The organism is Alicycliphilus sp. T452 (assembly GCF_054512775.1).
This window is the reverse complement of record NZ_JBTNEH010000003.1, coordinates 253,152-269,406: the sequence shown is the minus strand read 5'-3', so window position 1 is coordinate 269,406 and position 16,255 is coordinate 253,152. Positions and strand designations below refer to the sequence as shown.

15 protein-coding genes are annotated in these 16,255 nt (G+C 68.2%); 10 read left to right on the top strand and 5 right to left on the bottom strand.

Translation table 11 applies throughout. The annotated features are described in order from the left end of the window. Window positions 1-2 precede the first annotated feature (2 nt). Together fliD and ACX12L_RS04325 are read right to left on the bottom strand one after the other, a co-directional pair. Window positions 3-1,448, bottom strand: coding sequence for a flagellar filament capping protein FliD (gene fliD / locus ACX12L_RS04330; protein ID WP_459261460.1), 1,446 nt, complete (start codon window positions 1,446-1,448; stop codon window positions 3-5). Between the two features lie 232 nt (window positions 1,449-1,680). Beyond that, window positions 1,681-3,126, bottom strand: coding sequence for a flagellin N-terminal helical domain-containing protein (locus tag ACX12L_RS04325; protein ID WP_459261459.1), 1,446 nt, complete (start codon window positions 3,124-3,126; stop codon window positions 1,681-1,683). 345 nt (window positions 3,127-3,471) lie between these two features. On the opposite strand from ACX12L_RS04325, the gene ACX12L_RS04320 reads away from it, so the two are divergent. From ACX12L_RS04320 to ACX12L_RS04275, 10 genes are all read left to right on the top strand, one after another. After that, on the top strand, window positions 3,472-4,950 hold the full coding sequence (locus ACX12L_RS04320) for a flagellin N-terminal helical domain-containing protein (protein ID WP_459261458.1): 1,479 nt from the start codon (window positions 3,472-3,474) through the stop codon (window positions 4,948-4,950). Between the two features lie 180 nt (window positions 4,951-5,130). Then, entirely contained in the window at window positions 5,131-5,991 is an 861-nt protein-coding gene (gene motA / locus ACX12L_RS04315) for a flagellar motor stator protein MotA (protein ID WP_013520644.1), read from the top strand. 18 nt (window positions 5,992-6,009) lie between these two features. Beyond that, window positions 6,010-6,948, top strand: a complete 939-nt coding sequence (gene motB, locus ACX12L_RS04310; protein ID WP_459261456.1) for a flagellar motor protein MotB — start codon at window positions 6,010-6,012, stop codon at window positions 6,946-6,948. A 66-nt stretch (window positions 6,949-7,014) separates the two neighbouring features. After that, window positions 7,015-7,401: a chemotaxis response regulator CheY gene (cheY, locus tag ACX12L_RS04305; RefSeq protein ID WP_459261455.1), complete on the top strand. Its 387-nt coding sequence runs from the start codon at window positions 7,015-7,017 to the stop codon at window positions 7,399-7,401. Window positions 7,402-7,403: 2 nt separating this feature from the next. After that, window positions 7,404-8,036 carry a protein phosphatase CheZ gene (locus tag ACX12L_RS04300; protein WP_459261454.1) on the top strand — a complete coding sequence of 211 codons (633 nt, stop codon included), beginning with the start codon at window positions 7,404-7,406 and terminating at the stop codon, window positions 8,034-8,036. Between the two features lie 153 nt (window positions 8,037-8,189). Then, window positions 8,190-9,356, top strand: a complete 1,167-nt coding sequence (locus tag ACX12L_RS04295) for an EscU/YscU/HrcU family type III secretion system export apparatus switch protein (protein ID WP_459261453.1) — start codon at window positions 8,190-8,192, stop codon at window positions 9,354-9,356. Next, entirely contained in the window at window positions 9,353-11,443 is a 2,091-nt protein-coding gene (gene flhA, locus ACX12L_RS04290) for a flagellar biosynthesis protein FlhA (RefSeq protein ID WP_459261452.1), read from the top strand. Before ACX12L_RS04295 ends, flhA begins: the two co-directional genes overlap by 4 nt. Further along, window positions 11,440-13,008 carry a flagellar biosynthesis protein FlhF gene (gene flhF / locus ACX12L_RS04285; protein WP_459261451.1) on the top strand — a complete coding sequence of 523 codons (1,569 nt, stop codon included), beginning with the start codon at window positions 11,440-11,442 and terminating at the stop codon, window positions 13,006-13,008. The genes flhA and flhF overlap by 4 nt, the downstream gene beginning before the upstream one ends. Then, window positions 12,998-13,795 (top strand): hypothetical protein, encoded by a 798-nt coding sequence (locus tag ACX12L_RS04280; protein WP_459261449.1) that lies wholly within the window; start codon window positions 12,998-13,000, stop codon window positions 13,793-13,795. Before flhF ends, ACX12L_RS04280 begins: the two co-directional genes overlap by 11 nt. 5 nt (window positions 13,796-13,800) lie before the next feature. Beyond that, on the top strand, window positions 13,801-14,517 hold the full coding sequence (locus tag ACX12L_RS04275) for an RNA polymerase sigma factor FliA (RefSeq protein WP_459261448.1): 717 nt from the start codon (window positions 13,801-13,803) through the stop codon (window positions 14,515-14,517). A gap of 57 nt (window positions 14,518-14,574) precedes the next feature. Here the strand turns inward: ACX12L_RS04275 and ACX12L_RS04270 are convergent, their stop codons facing one another. The 3 genes from ACX12L_RS04270 to flgA all read right to left on the bottom strand — a co-directional run bounded on the left by ACX12L_RS04270 (window position 14,575) and on the right by flgA (window position 16,115). Next, complete coding sequence (locus ACX12L_RS04270) at window positions 14,575-14,916, bottom strand: hypothetical protein (RefSeq protein ID WP_459261446.1); 342 nt, start codon at window positions 14,914-14,916, stop codon at window positions 14,575-14,577. Between the two features lie 35 nt (window positions 14,917-14,951). After that, window positions 14,952-15,275, bottom strand: a complete 324-nt coding sequence (gene flgM / locus ACX12L_RS04265) for a flagellar biosynthesis anti-sigma factor FlgM (RefSeq protein ID WP_459261445.1) — start codon at window positions 15,273-15,275, stop codon at window positions 14,952-14,954. A 93-nt stretch (window positions 15,276-15,368) separates the two neighbouring features. Beyond that, entirely contained in the window at window positions 15,369-16,115 is a 747-nt protein-coding gene (gene flgA, locus ACX12L_RS04260; protein ID WP_459261444.1) for a flagellar basal body P-ring formation chaperone FlgA, read from the bottom strand. Window positions 16,116-16,255 lie beyond the last annotated feature (140 nt).

The following is a 16,255-nucleotide window of genomic DNA, read 5'->3' as shown; positions in this document are numbered from 1 at the left end:
TTTCACGAAGACTTGTTCCAGGTGGTCACCTGCTGGGCAATGTAAGTGTTGAGCGCGTTCAGGGACGCCATTTTCGTATCCAGCGCCGTGTAGCGCTGCGTGAGGCTCTTCTCCAGCCGGTCGGCCCGGTCCGTGATGCGCTCGACCTCCTTGGCGTTGAGCTTGAGCGCACTCTCATAGGTCTTGGTCTTGGTGGCGAAGAAGCCGTCGCTGGCCATCAGCTTGTCCGTCACGGCCTTGAATTTCCCGGCAAAACCTTCCGTTCCATCGCCGCCATCGGGCCCGCGGAAGAACGCCTTGACCGCGTCCGGATCTTCCATGGCCTTGCCGAACTTGGTGGCGTCGAGCTCCAGGGATCCATCCGGGGACAAATTCCCCGCCCCCAGGCCGCCCGCCGACACCACGCCCACGGCCGACAGGTTCCTGAGCACTCCCGAGCCGTTGACCGACTGCAGCGCCATGCGCAAGGTGTTCTGCAGGGTCATGACGGTGGAGTCGCCCTGCAGCAGCGCGGACGTCTGGGTCTCCTTGTCGTACTTCGTCGATTCATTGAGGGCACTGTTGACGGCGTTGTAGGCCGCGACGAAGGCCTCGATGTTCTTCTTGACGGCCGAGCTGTCCTTCTCCACGGTGATCGTCACCGGCTCGGTCGTCACCTTGGCGGCCGTGAAGGTCACGCCCGCCACCGTATCGGCAAAGGCATTGGTCGGCGAGCTCACGGCAATGCCGTTGACCGTGGCGTTGGCGTTCCTGGCGTACTCCGTCGTGGCGCCCGCCACCAGGCGCGACAGGCCGGCGCCATCGTCATTGCCGCCGTCAGCGTCGGCCACACTCAGGCGGTAGCCCGCGGCCTCGCCCGTGGCATTGCTGCGCAGCAGCAGGCGCTCGCCCGCGCCGTCGTTGAGCACCGTCGCTGTCACGCCGGCCTTGGCGCCGTTGATCTTGCTGGCCACGTCGGCCAGGGTGTCGGTGGCACTCACGTCGATGCTCACGGCGGTGGCATCGCCCGCGGTGAACGCCTTGGGATCGCCCGCCCAGGAGCCGATCTCCACGGTCAGTGTTCCCTCGCCCACGGGCTGCTTGGTCGGCTGCAGCGCCGCCGAAATGGAGGATTGCGCGGTGGCCAGGTTCTGCACCTGCACGCTGAAGGAGGTTGCGGCCGCACCGCCCACGGCGCTGACGGAAACGGCGTCGGTGTTGGAGGACGACGCCTTCACCCCATTCCAGCCCGTGACGCTGTTGAGCTTGCCCGCCGCATCGGCCAGCGCCGACACCAGCGACTTGAACTGCCCGAAGGCCGACACCTTGGCATTGGTCACGGCCGCCTGCTGCTGCAGGCCGCCGGTCTTGGTGATGGGGAGCTTCACCGCATCGACCGAGGCCTTGATGAGCGCATTGACATCGACGTTGCCCCCCAGGCCGATGCCGATCGATGAAAAACTTGCCATGCCTTACCTCCGTATGCGCGCCGGCCAATTCCGTGACGCCAGAAATTATCGACTTCGCAGGGCCATGGCATCGCGCCGATAAATAGGGGAGAAAGCCTCCAATCTCCCGCGTCATCGCCGATGCCGGCGCTGCGTTTGCTGCAAGGCACGACGCGGCGGCGAGACAACTCGCCGCCGCGCGTCCGGGGCCTTCGCAGGAACCACGCCTTGCGGCGCGACCCCTGGCGCTGCATCAGCGCAGCAGCGACAGCACGCCCTGGGGCAGCTGGTTGGCCTGGGCCACCATGGCGGTGCCGGCCTGCTGCAGGATCTGGGTGCGCGACAGGTTGGCGGTCTCGGACGCGAAGTCGGCATCCTGGATGCGGCTGCGCGAGGCGGACATGTTCTCGGACGAGGTCTGCAGGTTGTTCACCGCGGTCTCGAAGCGCGACTGCAGGGCACCGAAGCTGGCGCGCTGGCCGTTCACCGCCGCGAGGGCCGAGTCGATGATCTTCAGCGCCTTGGTGGCGCCGTCCGCAGTGGATACGTCGATGGTGTTCACCGCCTTGAGAGACGATGCTGCAGTGGTGGAAGCCAAAACCGACGCACCGGTGATGGCGTAGCCCTTGTCGGACGCGAACTCCAGCGTACCGCGAGAAACTGCGGCGCCCCCAGCCGCTGCGGCAGCGAATGCAGCGCCAAAAGTCGGCGTGGTCGTTGCTTCAGCATTTTGTGCCGCAAGCGTGATACCGACCGTAGCGCTGTTGTTCGTCAGGTTGATGTCGGCGCCAGCCTCGTTGGTGAGGACGATGCCATCCGCTGCTGCATTGAGCTTAGCGGTGACCCCCGTCTGCGAAGACGCATCGTTGAACGCCTTGACCGCTTCGGCCAGGCCGGCAGCCGTGTTGCCAGACACGTTGAACGTGACGTTCGCAGCAGTGGAGTTGTCTCCTTTCACGGCCAGAGACACGGCACCTGTGGCGGCAAACTTGAGTTCCGACACGTTGCGCGCAGATGCAGTCACACCGGTGGCATCGGACAGCGCATTGATAGCGGCAGCAGCGGTAGCTGCAGTATCGGTGGCGCTCAGCGTCGCCGTCTTGGTCTGCAGGCCTGCGATCACCACCGTGCCCGTCAAGGCAGTAGCTGTCGCCGCAGCCTCCACCAGCTTGCTGTTGTTGATCTGCGCACCATAGGTGGTGGTGCGGAAGTTGCCCGTGGTGGCCGTGATGGTCTGGTTGGCATTGGCGCCCACCTGGAAGGTGGCCGAGCCAAAGGAGCCATCGAGCAGCTTCTGGCCGTTGAACTCGGTGGTCACGGAGATGCGGTCCAGCTCCGACAGCAGCTGGCCCACCTCGGCCTGGATGGCCTTGCGGTCGCTGGCCGAGTTGGTGGCATTGGCCGACTGCACCGAGAGTTCGCGCACGCGCTGCAGGATGTCGCCCGAGGCCTTGAGCGCGCCTTCGGCCGTCTGCGCCATCGAGATGCCGTCGTTGGCATTGCGCACCGCCTGGTTCAGGCCGCGGATCTGGCTGGTGAAGCGTTCGGAGATGGCCAGGCCCGCGGCGTCGTCCTTGGCGCTGTTGATGCGCAGGCCCGAAGACAGGCGCTGGATGGAGGTGTTGAGCGACCCCTGGCTCACGCCCAGGTTGCGCTGGGCGGTCAGCGAGGCGACGTTGGTATTGATGGTGGATGCCATTGCTACTCTCCTGAAGGAACTGTCATGTATATGGCGTTGCCGCCAACTGGGCCCAGAACCATCTGGCCTCAGGGTTCACAGTGCCCGACCGGGCGGCCTGTTGAACAGCGGTCCGTCACTTCTTGTTTCAAACGGCCCGTTGAATGTGTTTTCGGGTTGTGGCTGGAAAACTTTAGGGGCCTTGAGGCACAAATCCGCAGATTGGCTGGTTTTTGCGCCACTTATCCAGCCAACAGGCCGATGGCGGCTCACCACAATCTGCTCATCGTTCCCGCACCGTCGGCCGCAGGGGGCAACGCTTGAGCCGGCACGAATCTTTGTACCCAGCCACGCAGGAGTTCCGCCATGGCATCCACCATCAATACCAACGTCGCCTCGCTGACCGCCCAGCGCAACCTGGGCGTGAGCCAGGGGTCGCTCAACACCTCCATCCAGCGCCTGTCTTCGGGCCTGCGCATCAACAGCGCCAAGGACGACGCCGCGGGCCTGGCCATCTCCGAACGCTTCACCAGCCAGATCCGCGGCCTGAACCAGGCGGCACGCAATGCCAACGACGGCATTTCGCTGTCGCAGGTGGCGGAAAGCGCCTTGGCGGGCGCGGGTAACATCCTGCAGCGCGTGCGCGAACTCTCGGTGCAGTCGGCCAATGCCACCAACTCGGCCAGCGACCGCAAGGCCATCCAGGCCGAGGTGGGCCAGCTGCTGTCGGAGCTGGACCGCTTGGCTGTGACCACCGAGTTCAACGGCCAGAAGCTGCTCGATGGCTCCTTTGGCTCGGCCACCTTCCAGGTGGGCGCCAATGCCAACCAGACCATCACGGCCACCACGGGCAACTTCCGCACCGCTACCTATGGTGCTCAGCTCAAGCAATCGGCACCGGTGACGGTCACCGCCACGGCGGCGCCCACCGCACTCACGGGCACGTTCGACGTGGCCGGACTGCAGTCCAAAACCGTGACCTTGACGCCCACGGACACCATGGCGACCGCCACCGCCAAAATCAATGCGCTGTCGGAAGCCACGGGCGTCACCGCCAGCGCGCGCAACCAGGTCCAGCTGAACAACTTCGCGGCCAGCGGCTCCTACTCCCTGGCCGTCAAGGGGGACAACACCACCGCCGCCAACGTGACCTTCAGCGTAAGCGCCGCTGGCGCCACCGCAGCGGGCCTTGCGGAAAGCATCAAGGCGTTCAATGACGTTTCGTCCCAGACGGGCATCACCGCCAAGCTCAATGCCAACGGAGATGGCGTGATCCTGATCAATGAATCAGGCGCCGACATCCAGATCCAGAACAATTCCGCGGCAGGCAACACCATTTCCTTGGGCGCCTACGATGCAGCGGTGTCCGCCACCTCAGGCACCCCGACCTTCGTGGTTGGCGTGGCAGCCGCCCCCGCCGGGGGCTATGCCACGGCGCGCGGCTACCTGGAAATGAATTCCGACAAGGGGTTCTCCATCGGCAACATCACGGGCACCCCTCCGGTCACGGCCACGCCCTCCACGCTCAACTCCGTCAACACCATCGACGTATCCACCGCGGACGGCGCCACCAAGGCGCTGAAGATCATCGATTCGGCCCTGGCCGCCGTGAACGGCCAGCGCGCCAGCTTCGGCGCCCTGCAGGCACGCTTCGAGACCACCATCGCGAACCTGAACACCTCCTCGGAGAACATGTCCGCCTCGCGCAGCCGCATCCAGGACGCGGACTTCGCGGCCGAGACCGCCAACCTGTCGCGCACCCAGATCCTGCAGCAGGCCGGCACCGCCATGGTGGCCCAGGCCAACCAGATTCCGCAGGGCGTGCTGTCGCTGCTCAAGGGTTGAGTTGCGCCCCTGGGCAGGCGCCTGGCCAGGCGCTTTTCGATACGAACCCCGCCGCGTCGCCGAAAGCTGCCGCCCACGGGGCCCCATTTCATTTTTGCCGCGACAATCCGATACAAACTCTAGGCTTCCCACCCGCACGCGGTGCCTGCACCGCTCCCCTTGCTCCCAGAATTCCCCAGCATGTTCGTCATCCTCGGCTACCTCGTCACCTTCGGATGCGTCTTCGGCGTGTTCATCGCCCATGGCGGCAACATCAAGGTGGTGCTGGAGGCGCTGCCCTTTGAAATGATCACCATCGGCGGCGCCGCCGCGGGCGCCTTCGTGGTGAACAACCAGCCCAAGGTGCTCAAGGCCACCATGGCCATGCTGCCGCAGGTGCTCAAGGGCAACAAATACACCAAGGCGCGCTACATGGAGCTGCTGGCCATGCTCTACGAGATCCTGCAGAAGGCGCGCAAGGAGGGCCTGATGGCCATCGAGGCGGACGTGGAGTCGCCCCAGGACTCGGAGATCTTCAAGAAATTCCCCACCGTGGGCACGGACCACCATGTGCTGGAGTTCACCACCGACTACCTGCGCATGATGGTCTCGGGCAACCTGAACGCCCACGAGATCGAGGCGCTGATGGACAGCGAGATCGACACCCACCATCAGGAGGCTCACGCCCCCGTGGCGGCCCTCACGCGGCTGGCCGGCGCGCTGCCGGCCTTCGGTATCGTGGCGGCGGTGCTGGGGGTGGTGAACACCATGGGCTCGGTGGGGCAGCCGCCGGCGGTGCTGGGGGGCATGATCGCCTCGGCCCTGGTGGGCACCTTCCTGGGCATCTTGCTGGCCTATGGCTTGGTGGAGCCGCTGGCCGGCCTGCTGGAGCAGAAGGCCGAGGATGCGGGCAAGGAGTTCGCCTGCATCAAGTCCACGCTGCTGGCCAGCATGCAGGGATACAACCCGTCCACGGCCATCGAATTCGGCCGCAAGGTCTTGTTCTCGGGCGACCGGCCGAGCTTTTCCGAGCTCGAAAGCCACGTCAAGGGCAAGAAGTAACAGCCCGGGCAGGCGACCATGGCCGAGAAGAAGCTCCAGCCGATCATCATCAAGCGCATCAAGAAGGGCGGCCACGCGGCCCATGGCGGCGCCTGGAAGATCGCCTACGCCGACTTCGTGACGGCCATGATGGCCTTCTTCCTGCTGATGTGGCTGCTGGGCTCCACGGCCAAGGGCGAGCTGCAGGGCATTGCGGCGTATTTCGCCTCGCCGCTGAAGGTCGCGATGCAGGGGGGCGACGGCTCGGGCAACAGCTCCAGCGTGATTCCAGGCGGCGGCAACGATCTGTCCAAGGTGCATGGCCAGGTGCGCCGCTCCGACTCCGAGAGCAACACCAATCCGCGCAGCATCGACACGGTGCGCGCCGAGCGCGCGCGCCTGGACGCGCAGCGCATCAAGGCGCTGCAGTCCAAGATCGACGCCATGATCACCGAGAACCCGCGCCTGAACGAGTACCGCTCGCAGATCCGCATCGACGTGACGCCCGACGGGCTGCAGATACAGATCGTGGACGACCAGAACCGCCCCATGTTCGACAGCGGCAGCGCGCTGGTCAAACCCTACATGCGCGACATCCTGCGCGAGATCGGCGCGGCCCTGGGGGGCGTGGAGAACCGCATCAGCCTGGCGGGCCACACCGACGCCGCGCCCTACGGCAATGGCGACCGCGGCTACAGCAACTGGGAGCTGTCGGCCGACCGCGCGAACGCATCGCGCCGCGAGCTGGTGGCCGCCGGCATGCCCGACGCCAGGCTGGGCCGCGTGGTGGGCCTGGCGGCAAGCGATCTGCTGGAGCCGGACAACCCGCGCGCGCCGGTGAACCGCCGCATCACCATCACCGTACTGACGCACGAGGCCGAGGAACGGCTCATGGGAAAGAGGAATATTGCATTCCCCTTGCCCCCGGCCGAGGCCGAAAAACAGGACAATCCGACGCCGCCCCCAAAAAATAAGTAACAATGTGTCGCATTGCTGGCAATTTTCCAACCATAGCCTTCCCCACTTGCACCGAAAGGGTCCTTCGTGTCCTCCGCCCTTCGCTTTCTGATCGTTGACGACTTCTCCACCATGCGGCGCATCGTCCGCAACCTGCTCAAGGAAAGCGGCTACACCGAGGCCGACGAGGCCGAGGATGGCGTGGTGGCGCTGAACAAGCTGCGCAACGGCAAGTTCGACTTCGTGGTCTCGGACATCAACATGCCCAACATGAACGGCTTTCAGCTGCTGACCGAGATCAAGAAGGACGACACCCTCAAGCACCTGCCGGTACTCATGGTGACGGCCGAGGCGCGCAAAGAAGACATCGTGGCCGCGGCCCAGGGCGGCGCGGCCGGCTACATCGTCAAGCCCTTCACCAAGGCCACGCTTGAGGAGAAGGTGTCGTTGATCCTGAAAAAAATGGGGCTGTGAGCATGCAGGCAGAGGACCAGGATGCGGTCGCGCCCGGCGCGGCGGGCCCTATTCACAACCAGATCGGCCAGCTCACGCGCCAGCTGCACAACGCACTCACCGAGCTGGGCTACGCCGACCAGCTGCGCGGCAGCATGGGCGAGCTGCCCGACGCGCAAAGCCGCCTGTCCTACATCGCGCGGCTGACGGGCGAGGCGGCCGAGAAGGTGCTCTCACGCGTGGAGCAGGCCAAGGCCCAGCACGATTACATTGCCAGCGAGACGCGCCGCATGGTCAACTCCCTGGTGGCGGACCCGGTGGCCGCCGTGGCCAAGGGCGAGATCTACAACTTCCTGGGCGACGTGGAGCGCGTGACCCGGGAGGCCGACACGCACCTGACCGAGATCATGATGGCGCAGGACTTCCACGACCTCACCGGCCAGGTGATCGCGCGCGTGGTGAACCTGGCCTCCACCATCGAGCAGCAGCTCGTGCAGCTGCTGATACAGACCGCGCCGCAGCAGGCGGCCCCGCAGCCGCCTGCCGCGCCGCGCCGCGAGCACCTGCAGGGACCCGTGGTCAACCCGGAATCGACGCCCGACGTGGTGACCAGCCAGTCGCAGGTGGACGACCTGCTGGCCAGCCTGGGTTTCTGAAAGCCGTGGCCCCCTCGTCCCTGCCCTTCCCGGGGAGAGGGGGGATGAAGGGCTTGCTCCCCCGCTCCGAATAGCGCCGCCCCAGCCCCTTTATTCGGGCTTTCGCTTTTCCGCCGGCTCCCGACAATGGCCTGACCCTGACGTCATGCCGCCATGAGTTCGAGCCAAGACAAAAACCTCCCCGCCACCGAGCGCAAGCTGCAGAAGGCCCGCAGCGACGGCCAGGCCGCGCGCTCGCGGGATTTGTCGCACCTGGCCATCCTGGGAACGGGGGCGCTGGCGCTGCTGGTGCTGACGCCCTGGTTCATGGAATACCTGCAGCGCGCACTGCGCCAGCAGCTGGTGTTCAACGCCGCCACCGTACAGATGCCCGGCGAGATGCTGGCGCGCCTGCGGACCATGGCCGGCGTGGGCCTGCTGGCCAGCGCCTCGTTCGCGCTGCTGACGGGCGGGGCCGCGCTGCTGAGCGCCATCGGCGCGGGCGGCTGGATCTTCAGCTTCAAGCCCATCACGCCGCAGTTCAACCGGCTCAACCCGCTGTCGGGCTTGGCCAACCTGTTTTCGAAGCAGCAGCTGGCCAACGTGGCCAAGATGGTGCTGATGACGGGCATCCTCACGGCGGTGGCCTGGAACTTCATGGGCCGCAGCGTCGAGCAGATGGCCGTGCTGGTGCTGCAGCCATCGCCTCTGTCGCTGCGCCACGCGGGGCAGTGGATCGTCTCGGGCATGAGCCTGCTGCTGCTGGTGGTCTTCCTGTTCGCCGTGATCGACGTGCCGCTGCAGGCGTTCTTCTTCAAGTCGCGCCTGAAGATGAGCCACGAGGAAGTCAAGCAGGAGCACAAGGAGTCGGACGGCAACCCGCAGATCAAGGGCCGCCAGCGCCAGCGCGCGCGCGAGATCGCCGACGGCGCCAGCATCGCCGCGGTCCCGAAGGCCGACTTCGTGGTCATGAACCCCACCCACTACGCCGTGGCCCTGAAGTACGACGAGGCCAGCATGGGCGCCCCCCAGGTGATCTCCAAGGGCACGGACCTGCTGGCCTTCAGGATCCGGGAACTGGCCCAGCAGCACGGCGTGCCGGTGCTGCAATCGCCCATGCTGGCGCGCGCGCTGTATGCCCACGCCGAACTGGAGCAGCCCATCCCCGCCCAGCTCTACACCGCGGTGGCCCAGGTGCTGGCCTATGTGTACCGCCTGAAGGCCGCGCTGCGCGGGGAGGGCCGCATGCCCGATGCCCAGCCCGTGCCCGACGCGCACATCCCCCCCGAACTCGACCCGCACCACAAGCCGGCCGCTGCCACTGCCACAGCTAACGAATGACCACGCCCTCTTCACTCCATGCCATGAGGCAATGGGCCGGCGCCCATGGCTCTGCCCTGCAGGGGCTGTCGGCCCCGCTGCTGGTGGTGGCCATCCTGGGACTGATGGTGCTGCCCATCCCCGCCTGGCTGCTCGACACGTTCTTCACGCTCAACATCGCCGTGGCGCTGATGGTGATGATGGTGGCCGCCTACATGGTCAGGCCGCTCGATTTCGCGGCCTTCCCCTCGGTGCTGCTGCTCACCACCTTGATGCGCCTGTCGCTCAACGTGGCCTCCACGCGCGTGGTGCTGCTGGAAGGGCACACCGGCCCGGGCGCGGCGGGCGCGGTGATCGAGGCCTTCGGCCACTTCCTGATCGGCGGCAACTTCGCCGTGGGCCTGATCGTGTTCGCCATTCTGGTGGTCATCAACTTCGTGGTGGTGACCAAGGGCGCCGAGCGCATCGCCGAGGTGTCGGCGCGCTTCACGCTGGACGCCATGCCCGGCAAGCAGATGGCCGTGGACGCGGACCTGAACGCCGGACTGATCGACGAGAAGGAGGCCAAGCGCCGCCGCGCCGAGGTGCAGGAGGAGGCCAACTTCTTCGGCTCCATGGACGGCGCGAGCAAGTTCGTGCGCGGCGACGCCATCGCCGGCATCCTGATCCTGATCATCAACATCGTGGGCGGCTTCGCCATCGGCATGCTGTCGCACGGCCTGTCGGCCGGCGACGCGGCCAACAGCTACATCCTGCTGGCCGTGGGCGACGCCCTCGTGGCGCAGATCCCGGGCCTCTTGATCTCGGTGGCCGCGGCCATGGTGATCTCGCGCGTGGGCAAGGACTCGGACATGGGGCGCCAGATCGTGCAGCAGCTGTTCATGTCGCCGCGCGTGCTGGGCATGGCGGGCGCCATTTTGGTGCTGCTGGGCCTGATACCGGGCATGCCGCACGCGGTGTTCCTGGTCATGGGCAGCAGCCTGGGCTGGGCCGCCTGGCTGCTGCTGCAGCGCCAGAGGCAGGCGGCCGTGGAGCCCGAGGCGCCGCCCGCCCCCGTGGGCGATGGCGAGGCCAGCTGGGACGACCTGCAGCCCGTGGACCTGCTGGGCCTGGAGCTGGGCTACCGCCTGATCGCGCTGGTGGACAAGAACCGCCAGGGCGACCTGCTCACGCGCATCAAGGGCGTGCGCCGCAAGTTCGCGCAGGAGGTGGGCTTCCTTCCGCCGGCCGTGCACGTGCGCGACAACCTGGAGCTCAAGCCGAGCAGCTACCGCGTGCTGCTGCGCGGCGTGGTGGTGGGCGAGGGCGAGGCGCATCCCGGCATGTTCCTGGCCATCAACCCCGGCGGCATCTCCACCCCGCTGATCGGCACGCCGACGACCGACCCGGCCTTCGGCCTGCCCGCGCACTGGATCGACGCGGGCCAGAAGGAAGCGGCACAAATGGCGGGCTTTACCGTGGTTGATTCGGAAACCGTGATGGCGACCCATTTGTCACACTTGATGCAAGTGCACGCCGCCAAGCTCCTCTCCCGCTCCGAGACGCAACAGCTCGTCGAGCATGTGAGCCGGCTGGCACCCAAACTGATCGAGGAAGTCGTACCCAAGATGGTCTCCATCACCACATTCCAGAAGGTGCTGCAGCTGCTGCTGGAGGAGTCCGTGCACATCCGCGACATCCGCACCATCATCGAGACGCTGGCCGAGCACGCCGGCAGCACGCAGGACCCGGCCGAGCTGGCGCGGCGCGTGCGCATCGCGCTCTCGCCGGCCATCGTGCAGCAGATCTACGGCCCCACGCGCGAGCTCAGCGTCATCGCCATCGAGCCCGGCCTGGAGCGCCTGCTGGTGCAGGCCCTCTCCAACGCCAATGGCCCGGCGCTGGACCCCGGCGTGGCCGACCTGCTCACGCGCAAGGCCGCCGAGGTGGCGCTCAAGCAGGAGGAGCTGGGCATGCCCGCCTGCCTGCTGGTGCCCGACGCCATCCGCGGCGCCATCGCGCGCCTGGTGCGCCGCGTGGCGCCGCGCCTGCAGGTTCTGGCGCACAGCGAGATCCCTGAAACCCACACCATCCGCATCGGCCCCATCCTCCAAGGCGCATCGTCATGAACATCAAACGCTTTACCGCCCCCACAGCCCGCGAGGCCCTGGCCAAGGCGCGCATGGCCTTCGGCGAGGGCACGCTGATCCTGTCCAACCGCCCCACGGCCGATGGCGTGGAGGTGATGGCCACGGCCGAGGAGAGCCTGTCGAGCAGCCTGCATGGCGGCGCGGAGCCCGCGCCCAGCCGCCTGCAGGAGCGCGCCGACGACCTGGCCGCGAGCCAGCCCATGCGCGCGCAGAAGGACCTGCCCCGCCCCGCGCCCGGTGCGGCGCAGCCCGGCACGGAGGCCCGCAGCACGGTCGCCAAGGACACGGAGCAGCTGGCCATGAGCACGCTGTCGTTCCAGGACTATGTGCGCGAGCGCATGCTGCGCCGCCGCCACGAGGCCCTGCACGGCGCGGGCGCCGCGCCCTTGGCGCCATCGAGCGAGCGCGCGGCCCTGGAACGCCATGCAGCACCGGAACTGCCCGCGCAGCCGCCCGCGAGCCCCCCCGTGGCGCGCCACAACCCGCTGCGCACGATGCACGCCGCCCTGGGGGCCGAGCAGCTCACGCCGCGCCGCGGCGAGGCGCCCGCCCCTGCGGCCAGCGCCGCTCCCACGCTGGCCGCGGGACTGGGACAGCAGAGCCTGATGAAGGAGCTGCAGTCCATGAAGGACCTGATCGAGGACCGCTTCAACACCCTGGCCTGGCTGGGCCAGGCGCGCCAGAACCCGATCCAGTCCAACCTGATGCTCAAGCTCATCCGCGCGGGCTACTCGCCGGCGCTCTCGCGCGCCGTGCTGGAGCACCTGCCCGAGCAGCTGGGCGCGCAGGATGCGGTGCGCTGGCTCATGGACGTGCTCGAACGCAACCTGCACACCGACGCGCAGGCGCTGCCGCTGTACGAGGAAGGCGGCATCTACGCCATGGTGGGCGCCACCGGCGTGGGCAAGACCACCACCACGGCCAAGCTGGCCGCGCTGTGCGCGCGCATCCACGGCCCGGCCAGCGTGGGCCTGATCACGCTGGACACCTACCGCGTGGGCGCGCACGAGCAGTTGCGCTCCTACGGCCGCATGCTGGGCGTGGTGGCGCACCTGGCGCACGACCGCGCGGCCCTGCAGGACCTGCTGGGCCTGCTGGCAGGCAAGAAGATGGTGCTCATCGACACCACGGGCGTGGCCCCGCGCGACCCGCGCAGGCGCGAGCTGCTCGACGTGCTCGACCTGCCCGGCGTGCACCGCCTGCTGGTGCTCAACGCCAGCAGCCACGGCGACACGCTGGACGACGTGCTCACCGGCTTCAAGACCGGCGGCTCGCAGCAGGCCATCCTGTCCAAGGTGGACGAGGCCGTGAAGCTCGGCCCGGCCCTGGACGCGCTGATCCGCCACCAGCTGGTGCTGCGCGGCGTGACCAACGGCCAGCGCGTGCCCGAGGACTGGGAGGCCGCCGATGCGCACAAGCTCGTGCGCACCTCCATGCGCACCAACGTGAAGTCGGCCTTCGACCCCAAGGTCAGCGAACTCAACTTCTTCTTCTCGCCGGCCACCGAGGCAGCCCACGAACAAGGACTGGCCGATGTTGCTTGACACCGCCCTGCACCAGGCCACGGGCCTGCACAGCCTCACCCCGCAGAGCGACCTGCGCCTGCTGGCCGTGCTGAGCCAGCCCGACGGCGGCCCCTGGCTGGAGATGCTGTGGCAGCTGTGCGCGCACCTGCAGCGCCTGGGCTACCCCGTGGTGGTGCTGGACGGCACCGCGCGAGAAGAGCCGCACGCCCCCGGGCTCGCGCAGCTGCTGAGCCCCGCGCCCTGGCCCGGCGCCGAGGCGCTGGACACGGCGGCCGCCGGCACCTCGCTGGCCGTGCTGCCTGCCGCCCACGGCCTGGCATGGCTGGCGGGCCAGGCCCGGAGCGAAGGCACGGCCGCGCTGCGGCGCCTGCACCCCCTGTTCCGCGCCTATGCGCTCGTGGTGCTGCATGCGCCGCCCGAGCGGCTCGCGCCGCTCCTGCACGGCAGCGCCAGCATGCCGCTGATCATGACCGGCCCCGGCACGCAGGGCATGGTGCGCTGCTACCGCCAGCTCAAGCACATGGCGCTGCACGCGGGCGTGCGCTGCACCGTGGCCGCCATCGTGCCGCCGGGCGTCGCCCCGCAGCAGCAGCAGACCGCCCAGACCCTTGCGACCCTGCAGCGCAGCGCCCACAAGCACCTGGGCCTGCCCATCCACACCACCACGGTGACCGCAGCGCGCGCACAGGACATCCAGCGCCTGGCCCTGCAACTGTTGGAAAATGCCGGCACCCTGGACGCCGCCCTGCCCCTGCTACCCACGCAAGGCTGCGCCATCCATTCCCCCCTGGACCGGAGCCACTGACCCCTATGTACACAGCGAAAGGCCAGCTCGACCGGGACGCGCTGTTTCACCAGCACCTGCCCCTGGTGCGGCGCATCGCGCACCACATGATCGCCAAGCTCCCGCCCAACGTGGAGCTCGATGACCTGATCCAGGTCGGCATGATCGGCCTGACCGACGCACTCTCGCGCTACGAGGCGGCCCAGGGCGTGCAGTTCGAGACCTTCGCCAGCCAGCGCATCCGCGGCGCCATGCTCGACGAGCTGCGCGAGGGCGACTGGATGAGCCGCGGCGCGCGCAAGAGCCAGAAGGAGATCGAGCAGGCCCTGCGCCGCGTGGAGCAGCGCCTGGGCCGCAGCCCCATGGAGTCCGAGATCGCCGCCGAGCTGGGCATGGACCTGGCGGACTACCAGACCCTGCTGGGCAAGGTGCGCGGCACGCAGCTGGTGTACCTGGAGGACATGAGCGGCAGCGACGAGGGCGAGGAAGGCTTCCTGGACCGCCACGTGGCCGACGAGGGCGCCGACCCCATGGCCGTGCTGCGCGACCAGCGCCTGCGCACCTCGCTGGTGGCGGCCATCAAGCAGCTACCCGAGCGCGAGCAGCACATCATGGGCATGTACTACGAGCACGACATGAACCTGAAGGAAATCGCCGCCGTGCTGGGCGTGACCGAGTCGCGCGTGTGCCAGCTGCACAGCCAGGCGATCGCGCGGCTGCGGACCAAGATGCGGGGACATTGAGTCTTTTCTGCCCCCGGCGCCCTGTGGTCTTGCGGGGGTAGCTATCTTTTTTGAACCTTACCCCAGCGCCCGGTAGATCCGCGCCGCGCCCTGCGGCGCCATGGAAGGCCCATAGGTCACCCCCTGCGCCGGCGGCAGCAGGGACGCCGCCTGCTGCTCGGTCAGCGCCAGCACGCGCGCCAGCTGGTCACGCACCAGGGTCAGCCGCCGGGCGATGGCCTGCACGCGTTCCGCCGCGCCCTGCTGCACGCTCGGGCCCAGGGCCTGCGCGAGGGTGGCTGCCGCCTGGCGCAGCTGCGCGGCGGTTTGTTCGAGGGTGTGAGGATCGGAGGACAGCAGCGCAGCCTGCATGTCCTGCAGCTGCGCTTCGATGGAGGAGAGGGTGTCGTCGAGCGGCATGGGGCGAATCTATGGACGTCCGCCCCGGACGGCAGTCAGCCGCGGGAACGGGACAGGGTTTCGTAGGCGTTGGCCAGCAGCTTGTCGGCCACGGCCTCGGCATCGACCTCGAAGCTGCCGTTGTCGATGGCCGTCTTGATGGCCTTGACCTTGCCCGCGTCGAAGTCGGCCGTGCTGCGGCCGGCCTCCACGCCGCGCGCCGTGGCGGACAGCGTGACGGGCACGCCCGCGGCGGCGCGCGATGCGCTCTGGCTCGCTGCCTCGGCGGCGGGCGCGGGCGCAGCCGCCTTGGCCTGCTGCCGGGCGGCAGCGGCCTGCGACAAGGTGCTCGCAATATCCGGGTTGTTTCCAATCTTCATCGCACTCTCCACCACCCCTGTGAGATGTGGGGCCAGTAGCCATGTTTTCGGCCGGCAGGGAGCAGACTTTAGCGCTTTATGGGGCCAAAGCTTTCACAAAGCAGCCTCCACTGTCCCATCCTCAAGCACAATACCAGCAACGATACGCCCATTAGCCATGCGGACGCGCACATTCTGCCCCTGTGCACCGGCGCTCATGGCCTGGCCCGACGATGTCACCGCATAGCCCGGCCCCTGCACCACCACGCGCACGGGGGAGCCCGCCTTGAACAGGTCGGGCGCGCGCACCATGTTCTGGCGCAGCGCCTGCCCCGCGGCCAGCGGCCGCGTGGCGACCAGCCCCACCCAGGCCTGGGGGTTGGCCACGATGGCGGCGGGCTCCGCCGCCCAGTCCACCTCGGCCTCGACCGCGTCGGCCTCGCTCAGCACCGCGCCGCTGGCCACGTTGCCCGCCAGCACCCAGGCGGGCCCGAAGGCCTTGACGGTGATGGGCAGGAACACGTTCCAGCGCGTGGGCCCGTCCACGCAGCGCAGGCCCAGGCGCGTGCGGCCCCACAGGCGCGCGCCCGCGGGCAGGTAGGGCTCGACGCGGGCGCAGGCGGCAAGCCGCAGGCGCGGATCGAGCTGGCCCACGCTCACCTCCATGCGCAGCGGCAGCGCGCCGCCCTGGGCCTGCGCCAGCGCGTCGCCCAGCCAGCGCTGGCCGATGGCGGAGAGTTCCTGCCCGGCCGCGTCCTGCGCGCGCGCCGCGGGCGCCAGGGCGGCGGCGAGCGCCAGCGCCGCCCAGAGCAGGCGGCGCGCGCGGGCGGCACGGGATGGGCGGGACGGGGAATGCGGCATGGCTTCGGCTCCGGCTTGCATGAACAGGCACTGTAGGCCGCCGCCCCCCCGCCGGAAGCGCCGAACAGCGGGCCAATGCCCGCGCTCTTCGCGCTTTCGCAAAAGCGGGCGGTTTCCATAATCGACGCACGCCGCAAAGC

Coding starts and splice junctions, on each gene's coding strand:
- ACX12L_RS04320 (WP_459261458.1), top strand. CDS start 3,472: ATGGCATCCACCATCAATACCAACGTCGCCTCGCTGACCGCCCAGCGC.
- ACX12L_RS04275 (WP_459261448.1), top strand. CDS start 13,801: ATGTACACAGCGAAAGGCCAGCTCGACCGGGACGCGCTGTTTCACCAG.
- flhA (WP_459261452.1), top strand. CDS start 9,353: ATGACCACGCCCTCTTCACTCCATGCCATGAGGCAATGGGCCGGCGCC.
- flgM (WP_459261445.1), bottom strand. CDS start 15,275: ATGAAGATTGGAAACAACCCGGATATTGCGAGCACCTTGTCGCAGGCC.
- fliD (WP_459261460.1), bottom strand. CDS start 1,448: ATGGCAAGTTTTTCATCGATCGGCATCGGCCTGGGGGGCAACGTCGAT.
- flhF (WP_459261451.1), top strand. CDS start 11,440: ATGAACATCAAACGCTTTACCGCCCCCACAGCCCGCGAGGCCCTGGCC.
- ACX12L_RS04325 (WP_459261459.1), bottom strand. CDS start 3,126: ATGGCATCCACCATCAATACCAACGTCGCCTCGCTGACCGCCCAGCGC.
- ACX12L_RS04300 (WP_459261454.1), top strand. CDS start 7,404: ATGCAGGCAGAGGACCAGGATGCGGTCGCGCCCGGCGCGGCGGGCCCT.
- ACX12L_RS04270 (WP_459261446.1), bottom strand. CDS start 14,916: ATGCCGCTCGACGACACCCTCTCCTCCATCGAAGCGCAGCTGCAGGAC.
- motB (WP_459261456.1), top strand. CDS start 6,010: ATGGCCGAGAAGAAGCTCCAGCCGATCATCATCAAGCGCATCAAGAAG.
- ACX12L_RS04280 (WP_459261449.1), top strand. CDS start 12,998: ATGTTGCTTGACACCGCCCTGCACCAGGCCACGGGCCTGCACAGCCTC.
- flgA (WP_459261444.1), bottom strand. CDS start 16,115: ATGCCGCATTCCCCGTCCCGCCCATCCCGTGCCGCCCGCGCGCGCCGC.
- motA (WP_013520644.1), top strand. CDS start 5,131: ATGTTCGTCATCCTCGGCTACCTCGTCACCTTCGGATGCGTCTTCGGC.
- ACX12L_RS04295 (WP_459261453.1), top strand. CDS start 8,190: ATGAGTTCGAGCCAAGACAAAAACCTCCCCGCCACCGAGCGCAAGCTG.